Origin of the sequence: Methanobacterium petrolearium, assembly GCF_017873625.1 — an archaeon.
Taxonomy (GTDB): Archaea; Methanobacteriota; Methanobacteria; order Methanobacteriales; family Methanobacteriaceae; genus Methanobacterium; species Methanobacterium petrolearium.
Map to the genome: position 1 here is coordinate 127,610 of NZ_JAGGKL010000006.1, position 18,773 is coordinate 146,382.

Annotated in this window: 17 protein-coding genes; 16 read left to right on the plus strand and 1 reads right to left on the minus strand. The window is 38.1% G+C overall.

What is annotated here, in order from left to right; all coding sequences use genetic code 11:
* The first annotated feature begins 103 nt into the window (after positions 1-103).
* The 7 genes from ddl to J2743_RS07200 all read left to right on the plus strand — a co-directional run bounded on the left by ddl (position 104) and on the right by J2743_RS07200 (position 8,390).
* The gene (gene ddl, locus J2743_RS07170; protein ID WP_209625895.1) at positions 104-1,252 is read left to right on the plus strand and encodes a pseudomurein biosynthesis D-Ala-D-Ala ligase; all 1,149 of its coding nucleotides are present in this window, start codon (positions 104-106) and stop codon (positions 1,250-1,252) included.
* Between the two features lie 364 nt (positions 1,253-1,616).
* Complete coding sequence (gene mraY / locus J2743_RS07175; protein ID WP_209625896.1) at positions 1,617-2,693, plus strand: pseudomurein biosynthesis MraY family phospho-N-acetylmuramoyl-pentapeptide-transferase; 1,077 nt, start codon at positions 1,617-1,619, stop codon at positions 2,691-2,693.
* A 128-nt stretch (positions 2,694-2,821) separates the two neighbouring features.
* Positions 2,822-4,237 carry a pseudomurein biosynthesis peptide ligase pMurE gene (gene murE / locus J2743_RS07180; protein WP_209625897.1) on the plus strand — a complete coding sequence of 472 codons (1,416 nt, stop codon included), beginning with the start codon at positions 2,822-2,824 and terminating at the stop codon, positions 4,235-4,237.
* A gap of 468 nt (positions 4,238-4,705) precedes the next feature.
* The gene (gene murC, locus J2743_RS07185) at positions 4,706-6,286 is read left to right on the plus strand and encodes a pseudomurein biosynthesis peptide ligase pMurC (RefSeq protein WP_245248127.1); all 1,581 of its coding nucleotides are present in this window, start codon (positions 4,706-4,708) and stop codon (positions 6,284-6,286) included.
* 9 nt (positions 6,287-6,295) lie between these two features.
* Positions 6,296-6,730, plus strand: a complete 435-nt coding sequence (locus tag J2743_RS07190; protein ID WP_209625898.1) for an Mfer763 family protein — start codon at positions 6,296-6,298, stop codon at positions 6,728-6,730.
* Positions 6,731-6,742: 12 nt separating this feature from the next.
* Positions 6,743-8,011, plus strand: coding sequence for an Mfer764 family protein (locus J2743_RS07195; RefSeq protein WP_209625899.1), 1,269 nt, complete (start codon positions 6,743-6,745; stop codon positions 8,009-8,011).
* Between the two features lie 4 nt (positions 8,012-8,015).
* Positions 8,016-8,390, plus strand: coding sequence for a DUF356 domain-containing protein (locus tag J2743_RS07200; protein WP_209625900.1), 375 nt, complete (start codon positions 8,016-8,018; stop codon positions 8,388-8,390).
* Positions 8,391-8,471: 81 nt separating this feature from the next.
* On the opposite strand, the gene J2743_RS07205 is transcribed toward J2743_RS07200, so the two are convergent.
* On the minus strand, positions 8,472-8,948 hold the full coding sequence (locus J2743_RS07205; RefSeq protein WP_209625901.1) for a multiprotein bridging factor aMBF1: 477 nt from the start codon (positions 8,946-8,948) through the stop codon (positions 8,472-8,474).
* A 140-nt stretch (positions 8,949-9,088) separates the two neighbouring features.
* On the opposite strand from J2743_RS07205, the gene J2743_RS07210 reads away from it, so the two are divergent.
* The 9 genes from J2743_RS07210 to J2743_RS07250 all read left to right on the plus strand — a co-directional run bounded on the left by J2743_RS07210 (position 9,089) and on the right by J2743_RS07250 (position 18,200).
* Positions 9,089-10,321 (plus strand): proteasome-activating nucleotidase, encoded by a 1,233-nt coding sequence (locus J2743_RS07210; protein ID WP_209625902.1) that lies wholly within the window; start codon positions 9,089-9,091, stop codon positions 10,319-10,321.
* A 418-nt stretch (positions 10,322-10,739) separates the two neighbouring features.
* Positions 10,740-11,096, plus strand: coding sequence for a hypothetical protein (locus tag J2743_RS07215; RefSeq protein ID WP_209625903.1), 357 nt, complete (start codon positions 10,740-10,742; stop codon positions 11,094-11,096).
* 438 nt (positions 11,097-11,534) lie between these two features.
* Positions 11,535-11,714, plus strand: coding sequence for a hypothetical protein (locus tag J2743_RS07220; protein WP_209625904.1), 180 nt, complete (start codon positions 11,535-11,537; stop codon positions 11,712-11,714).
* Positions 11,715-11,828: 114 nt separating this feature from the next.
* A complete protein-coding gene (locus J2743_RS07225) occupies positions 11,829-12,377 on the plus strand; it encodes a hypothetical protein (protein WP_209625905.1) in 549 nt (182 codons plus the stop codon).
* A gap of 41 nt (positions 12,378-12,418) precedes the next feature.
* Positions 12,419-13,246 carry an SDR family NAD(P)-dependent oxidoreductase gene (locus J2743_RS07230; protein ID WP_209625906.1) on the plus strand — a complete coding sequence of 276 codons (828 nt, stop codon included), beginning with the start codon at positions 12,419-12,421 and terminating at the stop codon, positions 13,244-13,246.
* Between the two features lie 16 nt (positions 13,247-13,262).
* The gene (locus tag J2743_RS07235; protein ID WP_209625907.1) at positions 13,263-14,057 is read left to right on the plus strand and encodes an acetoacetate decarboxylase family protein; all 795 of its coding nucleotides are present in this window, start codon (positions 13,263-13,265) and stop codon (positions 14,055-14,057) included.
* A 153-nt stretch (positions 14,058-14,210) separates the two neighbouring features.
* Positions 14,211-14,369 (plus strand): hypothetical protein, encoded by a 159-nt coding sequence (locus J2743_RS07240; protein ID WP_209625908.1) that lies wholly within the window; start codon positions 14,211-14,213, stop codon positions 14,367-14,369.
* 181 nt (positions 14,370-14,550) lie between these two features.
* Positions 14,551-16,407 carry an ABC transporter ATP-binding protein gene (locus tag J2743_RS07245; RefSeq protein ID WP_209625909.1) on the plus strand — a complete coding sequence of 619 codons (1,857 nt, stop codon included), beginning with the start codon at positions 14,551-14,553 and terminating at the stop codon, positions 16,405-16,407.
* The gene (locus J2743_RS07250) at positions 16,404-18,200 is read left to right on the plus strand and encodes an ABC transporter ATP-binding protein (protein WP_209625910.1); all 1,797 of its coding nucleotides are present in this window, start codon (positions 16,404-16,406) and stop codon (positions 18,198-18,200) included. The genes J2743_RS07245 and J2743_RS07250 overlap by 4 nt, the downstream gene beginning before the upstream one ends.
* Positions 18,201-18,773 lie beyond the last annotated feature (573 nt).

Genomic DNA, 18,773 nt, shown 5'->3' on the forward strand with positions numbered 1-18,773 from the left:
AATTCAATTTGTTATTTTAGTAGAGTTATTGTTCTCAAAATTTTTATAACACACCACACGAATATGTATAAAGATTATTGAAAAAAATAACTCAGGATTACTCATGAAACTACTATTTATAGGTGCGCGTCTATTTGATGATGTTGCCCTCTACACCAAAAAAATGGGGATTACCACTGTTCTTACAGAATCAAATCCTCAAGCACAAAATCTGGATTTAGCTGATTCATATCACCTTGTTCCCAGAGGAATGGAACACCCTAAAAAAATTGCCATTAAAGAAGATGTCGATGGTGTGGTGCCCCTAATAGGGATCGATGACCCCTTGAAGGAAGTGGCCCTGCTTAAAGAAGAACTGGAAACAGATTATGGTTTGCCAGTAGTAGCTTCTCCCATAAATACAGTTTCAATCACCGGAGACAAGATCAAAACCAAAGAATTTCTCCTTAACAATAATATAAACACTCCGGAACACCACTTAATCAATTCCAAAGAAAAAAATGATTTAAAAGAATTTCCATTGGTTCTTAAACAGGCCCAGGGGCAGGGAGGTAGAGATATTAAAATTGCATTATCTGAAGAAGATGTGCAGCGTTACCTGGAAAACTATGACAACTCCCTGGTTGAACGTTTTTTAGATGGAATTGAAATATCTGTAGAGATCTTAAGATGGAAAAACCATTCCATTCCCCTAGTCCCAGTTCATAAAGGTAAAACAACTCTTGATGGTATTCATCCCCTGAAAAAATTGAAAAAAGCCCCCCTAAATATAGATAGTGCAGATTCAGGTTTAGAAGCACGTCACTACAATCAAACAATCAGGAACATTGCCAGTGACATTGCTAAGCTTTTGGGTGTTGAGGGCACAGCAGATCTGGATCTTATCTTTGATAAAATAAACAAAAAGACTTATGTTTTGGAGATAAACGCCAGACCCAGTGGTACTCGTTATTTAACTGATTCATCATCCGATATAAATCCTTTAAATGAACTTGTTGATATGGCCACCGGATCATGGAAGGTTAAGAGTGTTAAAAAAAGGATAAAAGAATATGCTGCACTTGAATTACCTGTGGGCGATTATCACACTGATAAAAATAACTACCTTTTCCGAAAATTCCGCGGAGATAATGATTGGATCATTCACGGGCCACCAAACCATCAACGGATAACAATCCGAGGAAAAAATGAAAAAGATACTTTAAAAACAGCAGCCCAACTAAATTTAAACCTAAAAAAATTTAGGAATTAGGTAAGAATTAGTATAATTAATTTGGTAATAGGATAATTAGTAAATAATTAAAATAATTTAGTAATAAGATAAATAATAAAGAAAAAATCAAAGATTTACAATTTAGAAACTATCCTTACATTAATAGATAAATCAATAGTTCCATTACCATTTAAGAATAATAAAAACAACATGTGAAAGTTTTAAGTGATGTAGCAAGTATAGAGTTTTAAGTAACAGAAGGTATAGAGTAAGTAAAATAAGTTGATGAATATCCGAAATTAAATGAAATAGATTCTTTAACATAAGATTGAATTTAAAAATTGAATTTAATTCCTTAATTCAGTGCAAAAATTTTATAAATGTTTATTATTAAGGTGATAACTTGAACAATACATATAATCTGATTTTAGCATTGGTTATAACATTTTTAGCTACAGTATTCTTTACATACTTTGTTCGGAAGATATTATTAGATGCAGATGTAACTGACAAACCCATTGTAACTGAACACAAACATAAAACAGGCACCCCAACCATGGGTGGCTTAGCCATCCTTTTAGGTGCTGCACTGGCTGCTTCAGTGTATTGTAACGAAAAAAATCTTATTTTAACCGTGTTGATCATGTTAGCCGCAGGTATTGTTGGTTTACTGGATGATTTACTGGGATTGAAGATCAAGGAAGTGCAGAAAGTAGCCTGCAACATCAGCACACAACCAGTAACAATTGGCCGTTTAACCCTGGAACCCGGAGAAGAAGCCCGTGTAGCAACCAAAAAAGCTAGAAACGATTTACCAACATTGTTAGAACAGGGTAAAGTTGAAATCACTGGTGAAACTCCCATAAAAAGCGAAGGAACTGAAAGGAATAAAATAATCGCCCAGATTGTAATTGGTGTTTTCCTGGTAGCCACTGGTGCTGTTAGTAGCATGGTTTTAGGATTTGAAATAGGCCTCTTCATCATACCAGTAGTTATATTTGGCATTGTAGGATCTATTAACTCAGTGAACCTTATTGATGGAATGGATGGTCTAGCAGCAGGAATATTAACCATTGCATCAGCTTCGTGCGTCATTTTTTCAATGCTTCAGGGAAATTTTGGTGCTGCTCTCCCATTTACAATTTTAACCAGTGTTTCTATTGGTTTTCTGGTTTTCAACCGTTATCCTGCCAGTATTATTATGGGTGATACTGGATCATTTGCCCTGGGTGCAGGATACCTCACTGCCGGTTTTTTAGGAGATATTATTTACTTCACAGTTATAGCTTTAGCTATACCCATAATTTCCGTGATTATCAGTCTCATGCACCGTGCACACATCATAAAACTCCCAGTTGAACCACTTCATCATACTTTAAATTATAAAGGACTGTCTGAAAAAAAGATAGTGGCTCTCTACTGGTCAATGACATTAATAATCTGCCTAGTTGCCATTTTAATTTATCAATTCCTATGGTAAATCCATCAATTCATTGGTAATATTCTAAAACTGGCCAAACATATAAAATTTCCATTTAATTAAATTTTTCAAATAAATATGTTGAAATCCGGTTTAATCCAGTTTCCAGAACTCAAAGGATAAATAATATGAAAGAATTTAACACAGCTTATCTTGCAGTAAAATCTGAAGGGAAGCTGATTGGTGAAAACATAGCGATAAATGGGATATTCAATATTCTGAAGGATGCCAGAGAAGGTGATGTTGTAGTAAGGCACTGGATCGATGAGGTAGGCATTAAAATGGCCTCAGAAAAAGGTGCTTCATGTGTAGTGACCCAGGATGCCCGTGGAAACTCTGTTGAACTTGCCAAAGAAGTTGGTTTGCCCTTAATTTTAACTGAAAAAATTGAACTGGTAAATGCTTTCGCTCTCAAGTGGGCTATAGACACATTCGCCCATGATACAATTAGAATTGTGGTAACCGGTACCAACGGGAAATCAACAACTACCCACATGATACATAAAATCCTCCTTGAAGCCGGTTTCAATGCCCACACCAATACCGATTCAGAATCAGAATTCAACACTCTCATTGATCCCATGGTAGCCAAACAGATCGCTGAATTTCAGGGCAAGCTGGATGCCCTGGTTTTGGAGGTTTCAGAGGTTCAGGGATGGGATGATAGGAATATGGTGGGTCATGCTCATCGCATGACACGTGCCATCCAGCCCCATATAGTTGTTTTAACCAACGTGTCCCTGGATCATATTGGACTGGTTAATTCATTGGAAGATGCATCAAAAGAGATTTCAGGTTCATTGAGAGGATTTGATGGCAAACAAGTTATCCTGAATCATGATGACCCATTAATACGTGAAATGGGGCAGTTAGTTCCAAATGCTGAGGTATTGTTCTATGGGTCCGGAACCAATGTTGAATTTAAGGAAGGAGGAATTTATTACCAGGAACAATTAATCATTCCCACAAAAGATTTCCCTTTCCAAAGTCCTCATTTTATTCAAAACATTCTGGCAGCTGTAGCAACCGGAGTTGCATTGAAAATAGACTTCAAAACTATTAAAAAGGCTGTAAAATCATATGAAGCACTCAAACGCAGGTTCAACATTCTTAGACATAACCCCCTTATCATTGATGATTTTGCCCATAACCCTGATGGTATCAGAGCTACTATACAAAGTGCATTGGAGTTAGTTTCTGGGAATTTCTACATTGTTTGCGCCATTCGGGGTTCTAGAGGGAACTCCATCAACCAGTTAAATGCCCAGGCTATTGCTGATTCGGTTAAAAAGATTAATTGTAACTTAACAGTGACCAGCAGTGAAGATGTGGTGGATGATGCCAACTGGGTTATGCCACCAGAGAAAAAGATTTTTATAGATGTACTGCAAAAGGAAGGAATCAATTGCACATGTTATAACACACTGACCAAAGCCCTGAAAAAAACCTTAAAAAGAGCTAATGATAAAGATACTATACTTCTTATTGGTGCTCAGGGTATGGACCCTGCATATAATGTTTTAAAAGATTTAAAATATATATAACTAATTAAAAAGAATATAACCAATTAAAAGGATTTGTCAAATTTAATTTCTTTAATCGATCTAAATTTATCAACATATTTATCCAATAAATCATTATAATACCTTTTTTAACCCTATGTGAAGGTCATATTATACGTGTACATTCAATCCAGTTCATTCACTTGTACCACAAAATATCTAATATTATGGTAACATTTTGTTGATGATTTACAAATGACTTTATAAATGTTAAATTACAGAATAACCTTGATAAATTCCTATTAAACTAAAAATTAAAAATTGTCAACCAAAATAATCCTAATAAAACTAGTCGGAATACTACTATCGAAAATTCCATTAACAAAATCACCTACTGGATTATAATTACCTACTGGATTTTTTTGGATGGAAGATTCAAAAAAATAGTTATTAGATGGAGACGGTTTTTTCAGAGAAATAAAGGAAAATAAAGATATGGTGATAAATAAAATGAGTGCTAATATGAACAACCATTCATCCAGACTGGAAAAAGTTCTCCTCTCCAAAAGCAAAACATACGGAGTCATAGGTATTTGTGGTGTAGTTGGAAATTTAGTTGCCAGAGTTCTCATGGACCACCAACACAACGTAATATGTACTGATCTTCAGGATTCAGACAATTGCCCATTCCTTTACACGCTTGCAGAATATAACCCCCCTATATATTTATCAAACCATCCTGAATCGTTTTTCAGCTCTTCAGATTACATAATTCCCCCGCCAAGTTTATCAAAAACTTCAAAAATGTTCAAAAAAATTATGAAAAGTAATTCCCAACTAATGGAAGTAGATGATATTATTGAGCAGATCAGCCCGGATAAACCAGTGATCTGTATTACCGGTACCAATGGGAAAACCACAACCACTACCCTTCTGAAACATTTCTGTTATATGATAGGTTTAAAGCCCACTGAACACGGATTCAAAACACTTCAGGGTAATGTTGCTTACATTCCTCCATTGCAGTGCAGATTAAAAGGAGACATTGCAGTGGTGGAAACCGGGACCGAAGGAGAAAAAGGAGACTTGAAATTCACCATTGAACGATGCCGTCCTTCCTGTGGTGTTATAACTAACATAACCCCCGATCACCTGAATAATGGGTCAAACTTCATGCAATACGCCCGCATAAAAGGAGAACTCCTGGAAGAGCTTCAGGGGAAAACTGTTGTGGTTAACAGTGATGATCCCACTATATGGGGACTTTTATCAGAATTAAATTACCAAGGGAAAGTGGTAACCTTTGGTGTTGATCATGCCCCTGAAGGAGTAAGTAAAAAAATTTGTTGGTGCAAAAGAGAAATTATAATCAAAGAAACCCTTTCAGGATTAGGTTATTATGAGTGCCAGTGCGGCCTAAAACGACCCATTCCTCATTATTTGGCCAAAAATATAACCGAAAATACTTTTTTACTTCAAACTCCCCAAGAAGTTATAGAAATAGAAATGGGAATTTCAGGATTGCATAATGTTTACAATGCCCTGGGAGCCATTGCCACAGCACACGAAGTATTGAATATACCACTTGAAGACATTAAAAAATATATTAAAACTTTTAAAGGCGTTCCCGGACGTTTAGAATGCGTTTATCACGGTGAAAACTTGAATTTAATTGTAGATTATGCGCACAACCCTTCAGGAGTTGAAACTGTACTTAGAGAGCTTAAAAAAACCTATGACAAACTAGCAGTGGTCATCACCATCTCTTCTGAATCCGGAAGAACCGGAGACGAAGAAATCATGGCAAAAACAATGGCTAATGCTGATTTTATCATACCTGCCTCCTACTATTCTAGACATGCAGCAGGAAAATATATTTCATCAGGGAAGATCAAATTAACTGATAAAGAACCTGACAAGTTTCGCAGCGGTACACTGGGAGCAACAGAAGAACAGGTGATTGAGGGGCTTAAAAAAGGATTAGAATGTAACACAGATGCAGTGGTATGTATTGGTGAAGCTGCAGTTAAATTTAAAGATAATATTAAACTTTTAATCGATTTAAATATGGAAAAAAATGGTGAAAAATAAGGTGAGAAAATGTTTATAAAGGTGAGAAGAGACACCCTAATAATTCTAATGTTAGCCTTTATTCTTATAGTATCTGGAAGGTTGATGGCATATATGTCCTACGCTTCATCCACAGAAACAGAACAAGGAATTCCAATAGCCGGAGTTATAGTAAAAGGAAACGACATAGTACCTACCGACTCAATCAAAACTAATATTGCCAATGTTGGTTTCAGATCAGGTAGTTACATAAATGGAGACACTCTCATAACCAGTAAACGAAAAGTTCCCTTGAACGAGGCCCTTGAGAATGCAAAGCAAGCGGCTATGCTTTCAACAGTCCCTGGAACAACAATAACTCCCATAAAAGCAGTCAGTGTTAAATTAGACAAAAAAACAGGCATATTGACTGTTACTGTTATAGAAGACTTTTCCACAGTTCAAGTAAATCAGACTTCTTCATAGGTGATACTAACGATGATGAAAAAACAGTTACCCCAGATAATAACGTTTATGTTAATACTGGTTGTGCTGATTAACACTTCAGCAGCCACATGTAACATAATTATTATCACTGACCCCACTGGAAAGGATCCCAATGGAGCTGCAGCAGGAAGTATGTCCTATGCAGAGAACATGTTCCAGTCTACCTTCATTATGTCCAAAAATAATCATTTTGCAGTTCTTTCAGGGGGAGAAGGTAATCAAACTCCCAGATTAGGGGCCATTGTTGAAACAATTAAACGGTTAGAGAATGGTGCCAGTGCATCAACTGCTGCCAGCGCTGCTAGTAGTTTTTCTGGAATCAGAATAATGTGCGGAGGTCCCACCATCGGAGCAGCAGTAGGAGGATCCTTTGATGCTTATGTGGTAGTTGTGGATGATGATGGAACCATAACAGCCACACCAGCATCCAGTGGTCTGGCCACCCTTCCAGCTGGAAAAAAAGGCGCTATAATTCACCTGCGTAACACCCATGGTAATCCCCAATATGGAACAGCCTCAACAGTTAGAAAAGAAACAGCAATTACTATTGGTAAAATGATTCGAGATGGATATCCTGCCACTGAAATCTTGGGTGCAGCTTTTAAAGAAGTTGCCATAGATTCAGGGGAAAAATATGGTGGAGGAGGAGATAACCTTGTATCTTCCTTAACCACTGGTGACATGTTCACCCCTGAAACCCTCAACACCACAGGTTTTCCCATGGACGCTGAGTATTCTAAAAAATGCCCTGAATGTGGCTGGAGTGTTGCGTTTCCTGAAGCAGAAAACTATCAAACTTGTCCCTATGACGGGACCACGTTAAAGACCATTTATGCCTATGATGCCATGGTAGATGCCATTACTGTGACTAACAATGAAACTAACATTTATGTCTATGGAACAGATGCAGCCGGTGTCAGTGAAACCACTGATGAAATTGTTACCTATTCCGTTAACAAAAACGGTTTTAACGCTGTTACAATTGCCAGTGCTATTAACAAAGCCATAGACAACGGTAACCTTGTTGGAGTGAATTATATCGAACCTAAAGACATTAACATCGTGGAAAGTACCCGAGCAGTTGGTGTCTATTACAAACCTCTTGCTAATCACCGAACATCTCCTGCCTGGGATTTACCCATCAGTTCATCCGTACTGGACATTGTAGGGAGTATACAAACTGCAATTGGACTAATACTTATCATTCTAGTTTTATTCCGCAGTACTCTAATCAGCTCCTTCCTTAAAAAAAGGCGGTAATTAATTGACCCTGATACTTGTTCGTGCCGAAAACCAGGCAAAAATTCTTAACAGCCTTGCAGATATTGAAAGACACGCTGAACTTAAGATCAACGGAAAACCAAGAATCATTGATTCAAAAATAGCGGATAAATATGTTCAAAGGATAATTAAAGACAAATTACGATCAAAATCTAAAATTGCAGCCCTCATATCTGTTGAAGATGATGCAACGCGTAGTATTGTTAGGATAAGAAAAATACACCCCCCAGCACACATCATGGTTATAAGTAAAGAATATCCTGAGTGGAAAGATTTAAAAAAGATCTATAGCACTCTCCCACTGCTCAAAGGATATTATTCTGGAAAAAAAAGTAAAAATTCGCCTAAAAAAAAGTAAAAAAATGATAAAAAACCGATAATACACATTACTATCCACTTTTTATCTTATAACAAGTTCCATTTACATGAAATGATGTTTCTAACCTTTTTTTATCCTGGCTATATCTCCAATAGTGGCTTTCCTCATATTAGAACCGCTTAAATCATCAAGTTGCGCTTCTTCGGTTTTTTCCAAAAGAGTAACCTTTAATGTTTTCTCCAGTTTCCGTGCCAGTTTCAGATCAGGAACCATCTTCCCAGATTCAAGACGATGTATCACTGAAACCTTTTCATATATTTTTTCACCAAGATCCTCACGGGACCATCCCTTTTTCTCTCGGGCCTCTCTGATCACTCTCTGAAAATCCTCAATAACTTCATGTGTTGGTTCCCGAGGTCTGAATGATCGTCTTCTGCCAGCTGGAGCACGTCCACCCGGACCACGCTGGGGTCGGGGAGGTTCTCGTTGTATTTTACCAAACTTAGAACATTCATTGCAGGTTAACATTATAGAATTCTCTATTTTTGTTCGCACTGGTTTTCCAATAACCTTCTTTCCGCATATCTCACATCTCATGATGATCCCTTTAGTTTTAATGGTATATAATTAGACACCTCAATACTTAAATATTATTAGAGAAATAAAATGCAACAAATAATATCAATATAACCTGATATTATTTTTCTCCACAAATCTATGAGGAGTGTATTTGTAAGATGGAAAAAACATCCCAAAATATCTTAAAAAAGATAGAAGACCTTAAAAAGGAGATAAAAATCCTCAAAGAGGATAATGCCAAAACCAAAAGGAATTTAATGTGGAAGGTTAGGAAACTGGAAAAAGACAAACTTCTCATTGAAAATGAGAAGATGAGACTGGATCGTGAAGTTAAATCCCTCAGGGGAGAAATTGAAAGGTTCAGATCACCACCACTGGTAATTGCCACTGTAACTGAAGTTCTAGATGAAGGAAAAGTAGTGGTGAAAAGCAGTACCGGACCCCACTTTGTAATTGGCTATTCACGTTTCTTAGATGAAAATACACTGGAACCAGGAGCCAGAGTAGCTCTTAACCAGCAAACATTTAGCATTGTAAGTGTTTTACCGTCAGAAAAAGACCCACTAGTTACTGGTATGGAAGTTGAAGAGAAGCCAGAAGTAAGTTATGGACAGATAGGTGGGCTTGAAGAACAGATAGTGGAAATTAAAGAGACCGTCGAACTTCCACTTAAAAAACCAGAACTATTTGTAGAGATAGGAATTGAACCACCAAAAGGAGTTCTTTTATACGGGCCTCCAGGAACTGGTAAAACATTACTGGCCAAAGCAGTGGCCCATGAAACCAATGCCACATTCATTAAGATTGTGGCATCTGAATTCGTTAAAAAATACATTGGAGAAGGTGCCAGGCTGGTGCGTGGCGTTTTCGAACTGGCCAAGGAAAAAGCTCCCAGTATAATCTTTATCGATGAAATCGATGCCATTGCCGCCAAAAGACTGAAAAGTTCCACCAGTGGTGACCGTGAAGTTCAAAGAACCCTTATGCAACTTTTAGCAGAGATGGATGGGTTTGAAGGAAGGGGAGATGTGGGAATAGTTGCAGCCACCAACCGACCCGACATCCTAGACCCAGCACTATTACGGCCTGGACGATTCGACCGTTTCATTGAAGTACCCATACCTAATGAAGATGGTAGGAGAGAGATCCTCAAGATCCACACTAAAAACATGAACCTGGATGAAGATGTGGACATAGATCTGGTATCCAGCCTTAGTGAAGGTGCTTCTGGAGCAGATCTTAAAGCCATATGTACTGAAGCAGGTATGTTTGCAATAAGGGAAGAAAAACCTATTGTAGGTATGAACGACTTCCTGGACGCTGTTGATAAGATCATCGGCATGGAACGCGACGAAGAAATACGTAAAGAAGCTGGAGTGATGTACGGATGATCTAGTTTTAAACTAGATTTATCTTTTCATTTTTTTTAGAGGATTTTATCCGGCTATTTTATTATTAAAAGAATTTAATTCAATTTTAATATTGATTATAGAACAGTTTCCTTTTATTGTCCCATCTAAGTTCTTTCAGAGCAGATACCCCCCCTGTTGTTTATTTTTTCTATCTTAAGTTAAGTATACTCACCACAAAATTTTTGGATTCATCACGTAAGTGATTGTGGTATTTTTTTTATGATATTATTAATAATATTGGTGATAATGATAGCCCCTTCTTTAAATATGACCTTCTCTGCAAAAAAGAAGTGTTTTAAAAGGGTCCCAAAAGTTTAAATGACGGATCAGTTCAATGATTATTTAATAGTATCCAATTGGTATTTTTTTTATATCCATATTGGGGGGAGGATTGAACATGTCAAAAATCAAAATTGGTTTATTAATAATTTTTGTATGTGCAGTGGTGGCTGTATCAGGATGTATGGCATCTCCACTTAAACTTGTTATAAGTTATCCTGGTAGTTGGAATGGTACCATAACCACTGACTCTTCAGGAACCCAGAACATAGAAGGTACCGGTGATGAAACCATTGAACTGGGTAGTATGACTGGTGGTTTAACAGTTCATGTTGAAAAACAAGAACCCAGTAACGATACACTGAAACTTTCTTTAATTAGAGGAGATGAAACTATTCAAGAGGGAAGTAGTGCCGTTGAATCTACAGGTGGAGAATTAGATGATGCATGGATCAGCGTCTATTTAACTCCTTAAACCATTAAAACGAGTAAATACACTAATGAGTACTTTTAGTACTCTACTTACTTATTTTTTATCAGAGTTTCTGATTTAGTATGAAGATCATGCAATCAAAATTTTTTTCTATTTAAGTTTATAATTTCCACGTTAATTAAGGATTAATAATGTAATTTTACATTTATCATGACAAAAATAGAAATAAAAACGTATATATAGTCACTAGACAAAAAATTGAGAATAATTATCGTTAAAGATGGGAAAAAACTGGCTTCACAAAGTACTACTACTCCACATGGAGAGGCTACTGCATTCGCCGTAGGGTTCAAAACCTTCATTATTAATTATTTAAAAAAATTTTACGATATTATTAATTGGATGGGAAAATTATTCTTTTAAGTCCATTCCCATAATAAGAGGGGGATAAATATAGAAAAAAAGATTTCAAATAGATTTTTGGCAGCCATGTCTCTAATTTTAATTCTTTTTTTGAGTTTTAGCCATGTTTCAGCAGCGCAATGGAATGTTGGGGCTGAACAGAATTACAACAACGTCCAAGATGCTGTAGATAATATAAATACCACTGATGGAGATGTTATAAACGTTTTTAATGGAAATATGAAGAAGACGTTGTAATAAATAAAAATTTGACCATTAAAGTTAACAATAATGATACCGATGAAACAAAACCAGTAGACGTAGGTTTCAATGTGGTGAACGATAAATCAAATAATATCTGCCTTTCATGAATTGATAGACAAAATAAACAGGGATAATCCAAGCCACACCGACGCCCGTTACAACTGGTTCGGAACCAATAACGACCCAGGAAGCAGTAAATTCTTACCATGGAATGGAACCATCAACTACGACCCCTGGCTGATTTTAAGTATACACGCCAACCCATACACCATACACGTGGGTGGAAAATCGGTTATAACCGCCGATGTATACCGTGATTCAGCCGGAGGTGACCACAGTGCAAGTGCGGCTAACTACTTCAGCGGACCGAAGGTAACCTTCACCACCAACCAGAGTAACATTGGAAGCAAAATAATCACGGTGGACTGGATCAACGGTCTGGCCACCGCGATCCTAAGAGGAGATGAAAGACCTGGCATCGCCAAGGTAACTGGCTCAGACTACCAGACAGGGCAAACCTTCGTAACCACACTGGGAGAACCTGAACCAGTAAATTTAGATGTCATAGATATGGAAGATGCAGGGACACCTATAAGCTACCTATTAATGGCTTTAGTACTGCTTTTAGGTGGAATAATACTTTCAAATAGGAAATAAACCCTATTTTTCTTTTTTGAAAAATAAATAGGTGATCGTATATGAATAAATCAGGTTATTATGAAGATAAAATTTGTATTGTAACGGGAGGAAACTCCGGAATAGGTTATGCACTGTGTGAAGAACTCCTGAAAAGAGGGGCAGTTGTTTACATGGCCGGGCGTAATCCGAAAAAGGTTGAAAAAGCTGCAAAACAGCTCTCAAAATACAGTGCCCGTGTCAACACCATCATTGTGGACGTGACAGTTCCTGAACAGGTGCAGGAAGCCATCGAGGATACAGCTGCCGAAGCAGGTAGGCTGGACTTCTTATTTAACAACGCAGGAATCGGAGGTACCATGCCATTTGAGACAGCTACCCTGGATGACTTGAAAAAAATCGTTGATGTCAACCTTTGGAGCGTTATCTACGGAGTATACACCGCGGTACCCATCATGCTCAAACAAGGATATGGACATATAGTTAACACCAGCTCTGCTGCTGGGATATATCCAAATTCCTTCCAGACACTATACGCCCTCACCAAGTACGGTGTAACCGGATTTACTGAAAGTTTGAGATTCGAGTATGCAGAGAAGGGTATTCATTTTTCAACCATCTGCCCTGGAAACATTGCCACACCCATCTTTAAAAAATCATTTGACGGAACTTTTCATGAACAAGCGGAGATCCCGGATGATGCAATTCGTGCAGACCAGGCAGCAGTATTTATTCTGGATCGTGTAGCAGAACACGAAGGAGTTATAATTATTCCTGAAGAACTTAGAAAGTTATGGCAGGCTTATGTCATTGGGGTGGCAGACGATATGTTTTTACAGATGGCACATGAGCGTAGAGAAGCATACGAGAAAAAAGGTACCTATTTCTAATAAATAGGAGGATAATATGTTTAAACTGGAAAAAGATTTCACATATTCAATGCCAGCCCATTTTGGGGGAGTTAAATTTGACCCAGATGCCAAACTAACCCAGAAGGCAACTACCCTATTAATCAGTTATGAAACTCAAGGGAAACTTCTGGAAAATTACATTCCGGGGGTATTTGAATTACTGGCTCCAGAGGTTCATGTGATTTTCAGTTCATTTAGAGAGATAAACTGGATGCTGGGCGGTCACTACAACCTCATCGATGTTTCAGTACCAGTAAGATTTAATGGAAAGAAGGACCAGATGGACGGAAAGTACTCACTGGTGGTGTGGGAGAATAACACCACACCCATCCTTGGAGGGCGAGAACAAACCGGGATCCCAAAAATCTACGCAGATATCCAGGACCTGCATATCTTAAAGCCCCATTACGCCACCACAGCAAGTTTAAATGGGAATACCTTCTTGAACATGAACTTCGAAGCCACTGGTGAGCTTACCATGGATGAATTTGAACAGGTAAAAGCACAGTCCTTAAATTCGGATGTCATTGGGTGGAGATATATTCCTAAAGTCGGTGCCCCAGGGGCAGAATTAAGTCAATTTATCTTGTATCCCCAGGGTATGGAGGTAAAAAAGGCACATGTGGGAAACGGCAGACTTAAGTGGACTGAGCTGGCTCCGATGCAGAATCCATCCCAGTTCCATATCATAAATAGCCTTGCCACCCTACCCATAAAGGGCATAACTGGTGCCATGTTGTCGGAAGGAATGGTTAATCTTCGAGCGTTTGGCGCCCGTATTATAGAATAATCTTGTGAGATATTAGTATGATAGATTTATAGTACTACCACGGTAAAACTTGTATCGTATCTGAAGGAAACTCCGGAATAGGCTATGCACTGTGTGAAAAACTCCTGAAAAGAGAAGTATTTATCTACAGGGCAGGGTGCAACCCAAAAACGGTTGAAAAAGGCCATCGAAGACACTGCAGATGAAGCAGTATCCTATAGTCTTGATAATGTTAGTGAACATAAGGGAGGGATAATAGTACTGAACAGCCCAATAGCGATATATATGGAGGATACATCCTGGGAAATCAGCAGGTGGAGAAATTCCTGTTAAAACATGCCCAAGACCATCAACTAAAATTTGAAAATGAAGGTCGTTTTATTTAGATTTTCTAAAATTTATTAACTCTCTGAAAATTCCAAAATTTTAATTAGAAAAAATATTGGTGTTTATTAAGTGAACTTACAATTGTTGGGAGTAAAAATTAGTAATATTGATGTAGGGGGATAATTTCGTGGAAAGTTTAGAAGTAGTGAAGTTACTGTTAAGGGATTGGAAGGGATCCTATAAGTGGTTGGGTTTTTCATTGTTTTTAGTGGTGATAAGTGTTTCAGGAACACTTTTAATACCTTACTTCAGTTCTTTTTTGATAAATGATGGTATAACAGCGGGAAACAGTGATGTCATAGTAAGGTATGGCATTTATATGCTTATTATGGCTGTTATCGTAGGTATCTGTGAATTTTTAAATATTGCAATCGCCGTTTCCTTTTCAGAGAGAACCTGTCATGGACTGCGAAGTGGATCATTTGCCCATATTCAATCGTTTTCCTTTGCAGGTTTGGACAAATACAGCTCCAGTGACCTTTTGGTTCGTCTAACTACAGATATCCAGAATATAAAGATCGGAGTACAGCAAACATTAATAAACGTGTTCAAATCTCCTTTAACCCTTATTGTGGCACTATTCTTCCTTTATATTACAGCTCCACAACTTATGTGGGTAGCTGCTATTTTAATTATTGTAGAATTTCTTTTACTGGTTGTATATCTGTGGTACTCCACTAAAGCCTACGATAAAAAGCAAGTTAAATATGATCGGCTTAATCAGGTTTTAAAGGAAAGTATGGCAGGTGTAAGAGTGGTGAAGGCTTTTGTAAGACAAGACCTTGAAAATAAGCGTTTCCAAGAAGCATCTGAAGACCTCCGTGGAGCTGCCTTAAAACCTCAATATTATTATGCATTCATCACACCCACTCTCATGATGATGGTTTACATGGGCACTGCCGGAATTTTGTATGTAGGAGGAACAGGATTGCTTCAAGGCACAGGTTTAACCCTCGGTGGTGTAACTGCCGCAATGACTTATCTCGTTATGGCATTAATTCCGATCCAGACTGTAGGGTACATGATACCCTTTGTTACCTCAGGTATATCTTCATTGAGACGTGTTTATGAAATAATAAATGAAGAAACTGATGTTTTAAATGCTCCAAACGTGAAACCAGTTGATGCTGGTAAGTTAAAGGGTGGTATACGCTTTGAAAACGTGAATTTTGCTTATCCAGTGAAAGATGAAAATCAGCCCACGGCTGCTTTAAAAAATATAAATCTAGATATCAAGCCGGGAGAAGTTGTTGGAATTTTAGGGGCGACCGGTTCAGGAAAATCAACACTAATAAATCTTATACCTCGTTTTTACGATGTTAATAATGGTAAAATTGAAATAGATGGAATCGATGTGCGTGAAATGCCAATAGAAACCCTCCGTTATGTTGCAGCTGTCTGTCTCCAGGGCAATGACTTTTTCTCAGGCACTATTCGTGACAATCTTGTTTCAGGAGTAGATGTTGATACCATGTTACAGGCTGCTAAAGAATTTTCAGTCCCAATTACTCCGGAAAATACATTTTCAGAACATATAGATTCTAGCTACGATGCCATGGTTCGGGCTGCTAAAGCTGCAGATGCTCATAAGTTTGTAAGTACCATGCCCCAAAAATATGATACAATTATAGCCAGAAGTGGGGCAGATTTATCCGGAGGGCAGCGACAAAGACTTTCCATAGCCAGGACCCTTATGCTAAATCCCAAAATTCTCATCTTAGATGATTCTACCAGTGCAGTTGATGTGGCCACCGAAGCACGCATCCAGGATTCTATACGGGATTTAATGGATGGCGTAACCCAAATCATAGTGGCACAACGTATAAGTGCAGTTATCACCGCTGATAAAATAGTGCTAATGGACAATGGTGAAATAATTGCCATGGGAAGTCATGAAGAACTTTTAGAATCAAACAAACTTTATCAAGAGATATATGCTTCCCAATTTGGTGTTGAAGCTACTAAATTAGGGGTGGTAGAATGAACACTGATAAAAATAACATTGAAGCGAAACAGAAAGGTATGATGACCAATTTAATGAGACTATTAGGTTATCTCACTCGATACAAGGTTCGTTTCACATTGATGATAATCATCATGATTGGGTATTCTGTCATGCTGGCTATCATCCCCACCATCTCTGGTATAATAATGAACATTCTTTCGGGAAGTTCAGGGTCTTTAACAGAATTCCAAAATATTATCGTTGTTTTAGTTGTCGCTGTAATATTGTTCTGGATTTTTGGAAACGTGTCTCAGAGGATATTGGCTGGTGTAGCTCAGAAGGCACTTTACAATTTAAGGACAGAAATTTTCAGTAAAATACATAGATCTTCCCTTAATTTTTTCGATAAAAGACCTATAGGGGAGTTAATGAGCAATGTAACCAATGATTTAGATGTGGTAGACCAGTTCCTCAGTGTAAGTTTCATGACTGTGATGCAGGCTTTCATTACCGTGGCCATCGCCTCCATCTTCATGGTATTTATTAATCCTTATTTTACCATCCTAACCTACATAACTATCCTGGGTATGTTGGCTGTTTCAGGGTTTCTATCCCGGATAGCTGGACAGGCGTTTGTACTTCTACAGGAGCAAATGGCTGAACTTAATGGATATGCCGAGGAAAGGATGTCCGGCCAAAAAACAGTGGTGGCATCCAATCAACAATGGCCGTTCATACAAAAATTTGATAAGATGAGTAAAAAGGTTGATGAAACTGGTGAAAGAGCACAACTTTCTTCCATGACTAATACTGCAGTTGCCGTAGTTTTCCAGAACCTACAGAACATAATAATATTTGTGGTGGGTGGATATCTGGTGCTTCAGCAGCAGGCTACCTTTGGGGATTTAGTAGCCTTCATCGGTTTCAGTTCAATATTGATGGCACCTCTAACTCAAATATTCGCATTTTACAACCAGATTATATCAGCAGCAGTGGGTGCTGGTAGGGTATTCCATATAATGGATGAAAAAACAGAATTACCCGATAAAAAAGACGCCCCATCAATGCCCCCAGTAGAAGGCCATGTAGAATTCGTTGACGTTGATTTCAGTTACGTTCCTGGACATAAGATACTTAAAAATAATAGTTTCAATGCCAACCCTGGACAAATGATAGGTCTCTGCGGACCCACCGGGGCAGGAAAGAGCACCATCATGAATATACTCACCCGTTATTACGACTTGGACTCCGGGGAAATCAGGGTAGATGATCACCGCGTCGATGAAGTACAACAGGACACCCTACGTATCCAGATAGCACAAGTACTCCAGGAACCATTCCTCTTCACTGACACCATCATGAACAACCTTAAATACGCCAGAGAAGGAGCCACTGATGAGGACTGTATCCACGCAGCAAAGCAGGCCAATGCCCATGACTTTATAATGAGACAACCCCATGGATACGATACCATGTTAAGGGGTGGTGGAGCCGACCTAAGCCAGGGTCAGAGACAGATGCTCACTATCGCCCGAGCAATGGTGGCCGACCCCCACATGCTCATTTTAGATGAAGCCACAAGTAACGTAGACACCCGGACCGAGAAACTGATCCAAGAAGGCCTACTCAAACTGCAGGAAGGCAAAACATCATTCATAATAGCCCACCGATTATCAACCATACAAAACTCGGACCAGATACTGGTTATTAATGATGGGAAAATAATAGAAAGGGGCACTCACCATGAACTACTGGATATGAAGGGGTTTTACTACGACCTCTACATGAGCCAGTTCCGAGGTAAAGTCAATGCTGTGTTGGCGGGAAAATAGAAAATAGAGATTTTAGTTTTATCTTCCCTTTATTTTTATTTTAAAACCACTGGAAAAGGTGATATTCTTTTATTTAGTCCGGATTTCTACCCTGTGGTGGTTGTATTATGAAGAAAACAATCAGATGCATATTATATCTTCAACAGATCAATGGAACAGACTTACCATTTCCAAGTTGAACCGGCAGTAAATGTACTACTAAATACCATTAAGATCAAGTGGCAAATTCATTCACCTGTTGAAATTTGAAAATTAGTAGTGATCTCTAGTTATAAACCATCATTTTAAACCGAAACGTTACTGGTAAAATTTATATCTTGATCATGATTATAGACTGTATTATAATACTACTATGACTGTGATGTAATGGAGTAGTCTAAAACTCATAAACAACTTTCTAAGCCAATGATGAACCCTATGAGCTCTGAAACCGTGATGACTGATGGGCGAGCTGAGGCTTATCTATTTTATTTAACAGTGTGATTACCCCCTTCCTATTATCTTCAACCCAAACTCGGTATAACTAAAAATCTATGTCTGCTACTATTCCAAAAAGAGTACAAATTATTCAAT

Bases quoted from the DNA above. Each gene is read 5' to 3' on its own strand.
- J2743_RS07210 (WP_209625902.1), top strand. From the start codon at position 9,089: ATGGAAAAAACATCCCAAAATATCTTAAAAAAGATAGAAGACCTTAAA.
- J2743_RS07190 (WP_209625898.1), top strand. From the start codon at position 6,296: ATGTTTATAAAGGTGAGAAGAGACACCCTAATAATTCTAATGTTAGCC.
- J2743_RS07215 (WP_209625903.1), top strand. From the start codon at position 10,740: ATGTCAAAAATCAAAATTGGTTTATTAATAATTTTTGTATGTGCAGTG.
- murC (WP_245248127.1), top strand. From the start codon at position 4,706: ATGAGTGCTAATATGAACAACCATTCATCCAGACTGGAAAAAGTTCTC.
- J2743_RS07205 (WP_209625901.1), bottom strand. From the start codon at position 8,948: ATGAGATGTGAGATATGCGGAAAGAAGGTTATTGGAAAACCAGTGCGA.
- J2743_RS07195 (WP_209625899.1), top strand. From the start codon at position 6,743: ATGATGAAAAAACAGTTACCCCAGATAATAACGTTTATGTTAATACTG.
- ddl (WP_209625895.1), top strand. From the start codon at position 104: ATGAAACTACTATTTATAGGTGCGCGTCTATTTGATGATGTTGCCCTC.
- J2743_RS07230 (WP_209625906.1), top strand. From the start codon at position 12,419: ATGAATAAATCAGGTTATTATGAAGATAAAATTTGTATTGTAACGGGA.
- J2743_RS07250 (WP_209625910.1), top strand. From the start codon at position 16,404: ATGAACACTGATAAAAATAACATTGAAGCGAAACAGAAAGGTATGATG.
- murE (WP_209625897.1), top strand. From the start codon at position 2,822: ATGAAAGAATTTAACACAGCTTATCTTGCAGTAAAATCTGAAGGGAAG.
- J2743_RS07235 (WP_209625907.1), top strand. From the start codon at position 13,263: ATGTTTAAACTGGAAAAAGATTTCACATATTCAATGCCAGCCCATTTT.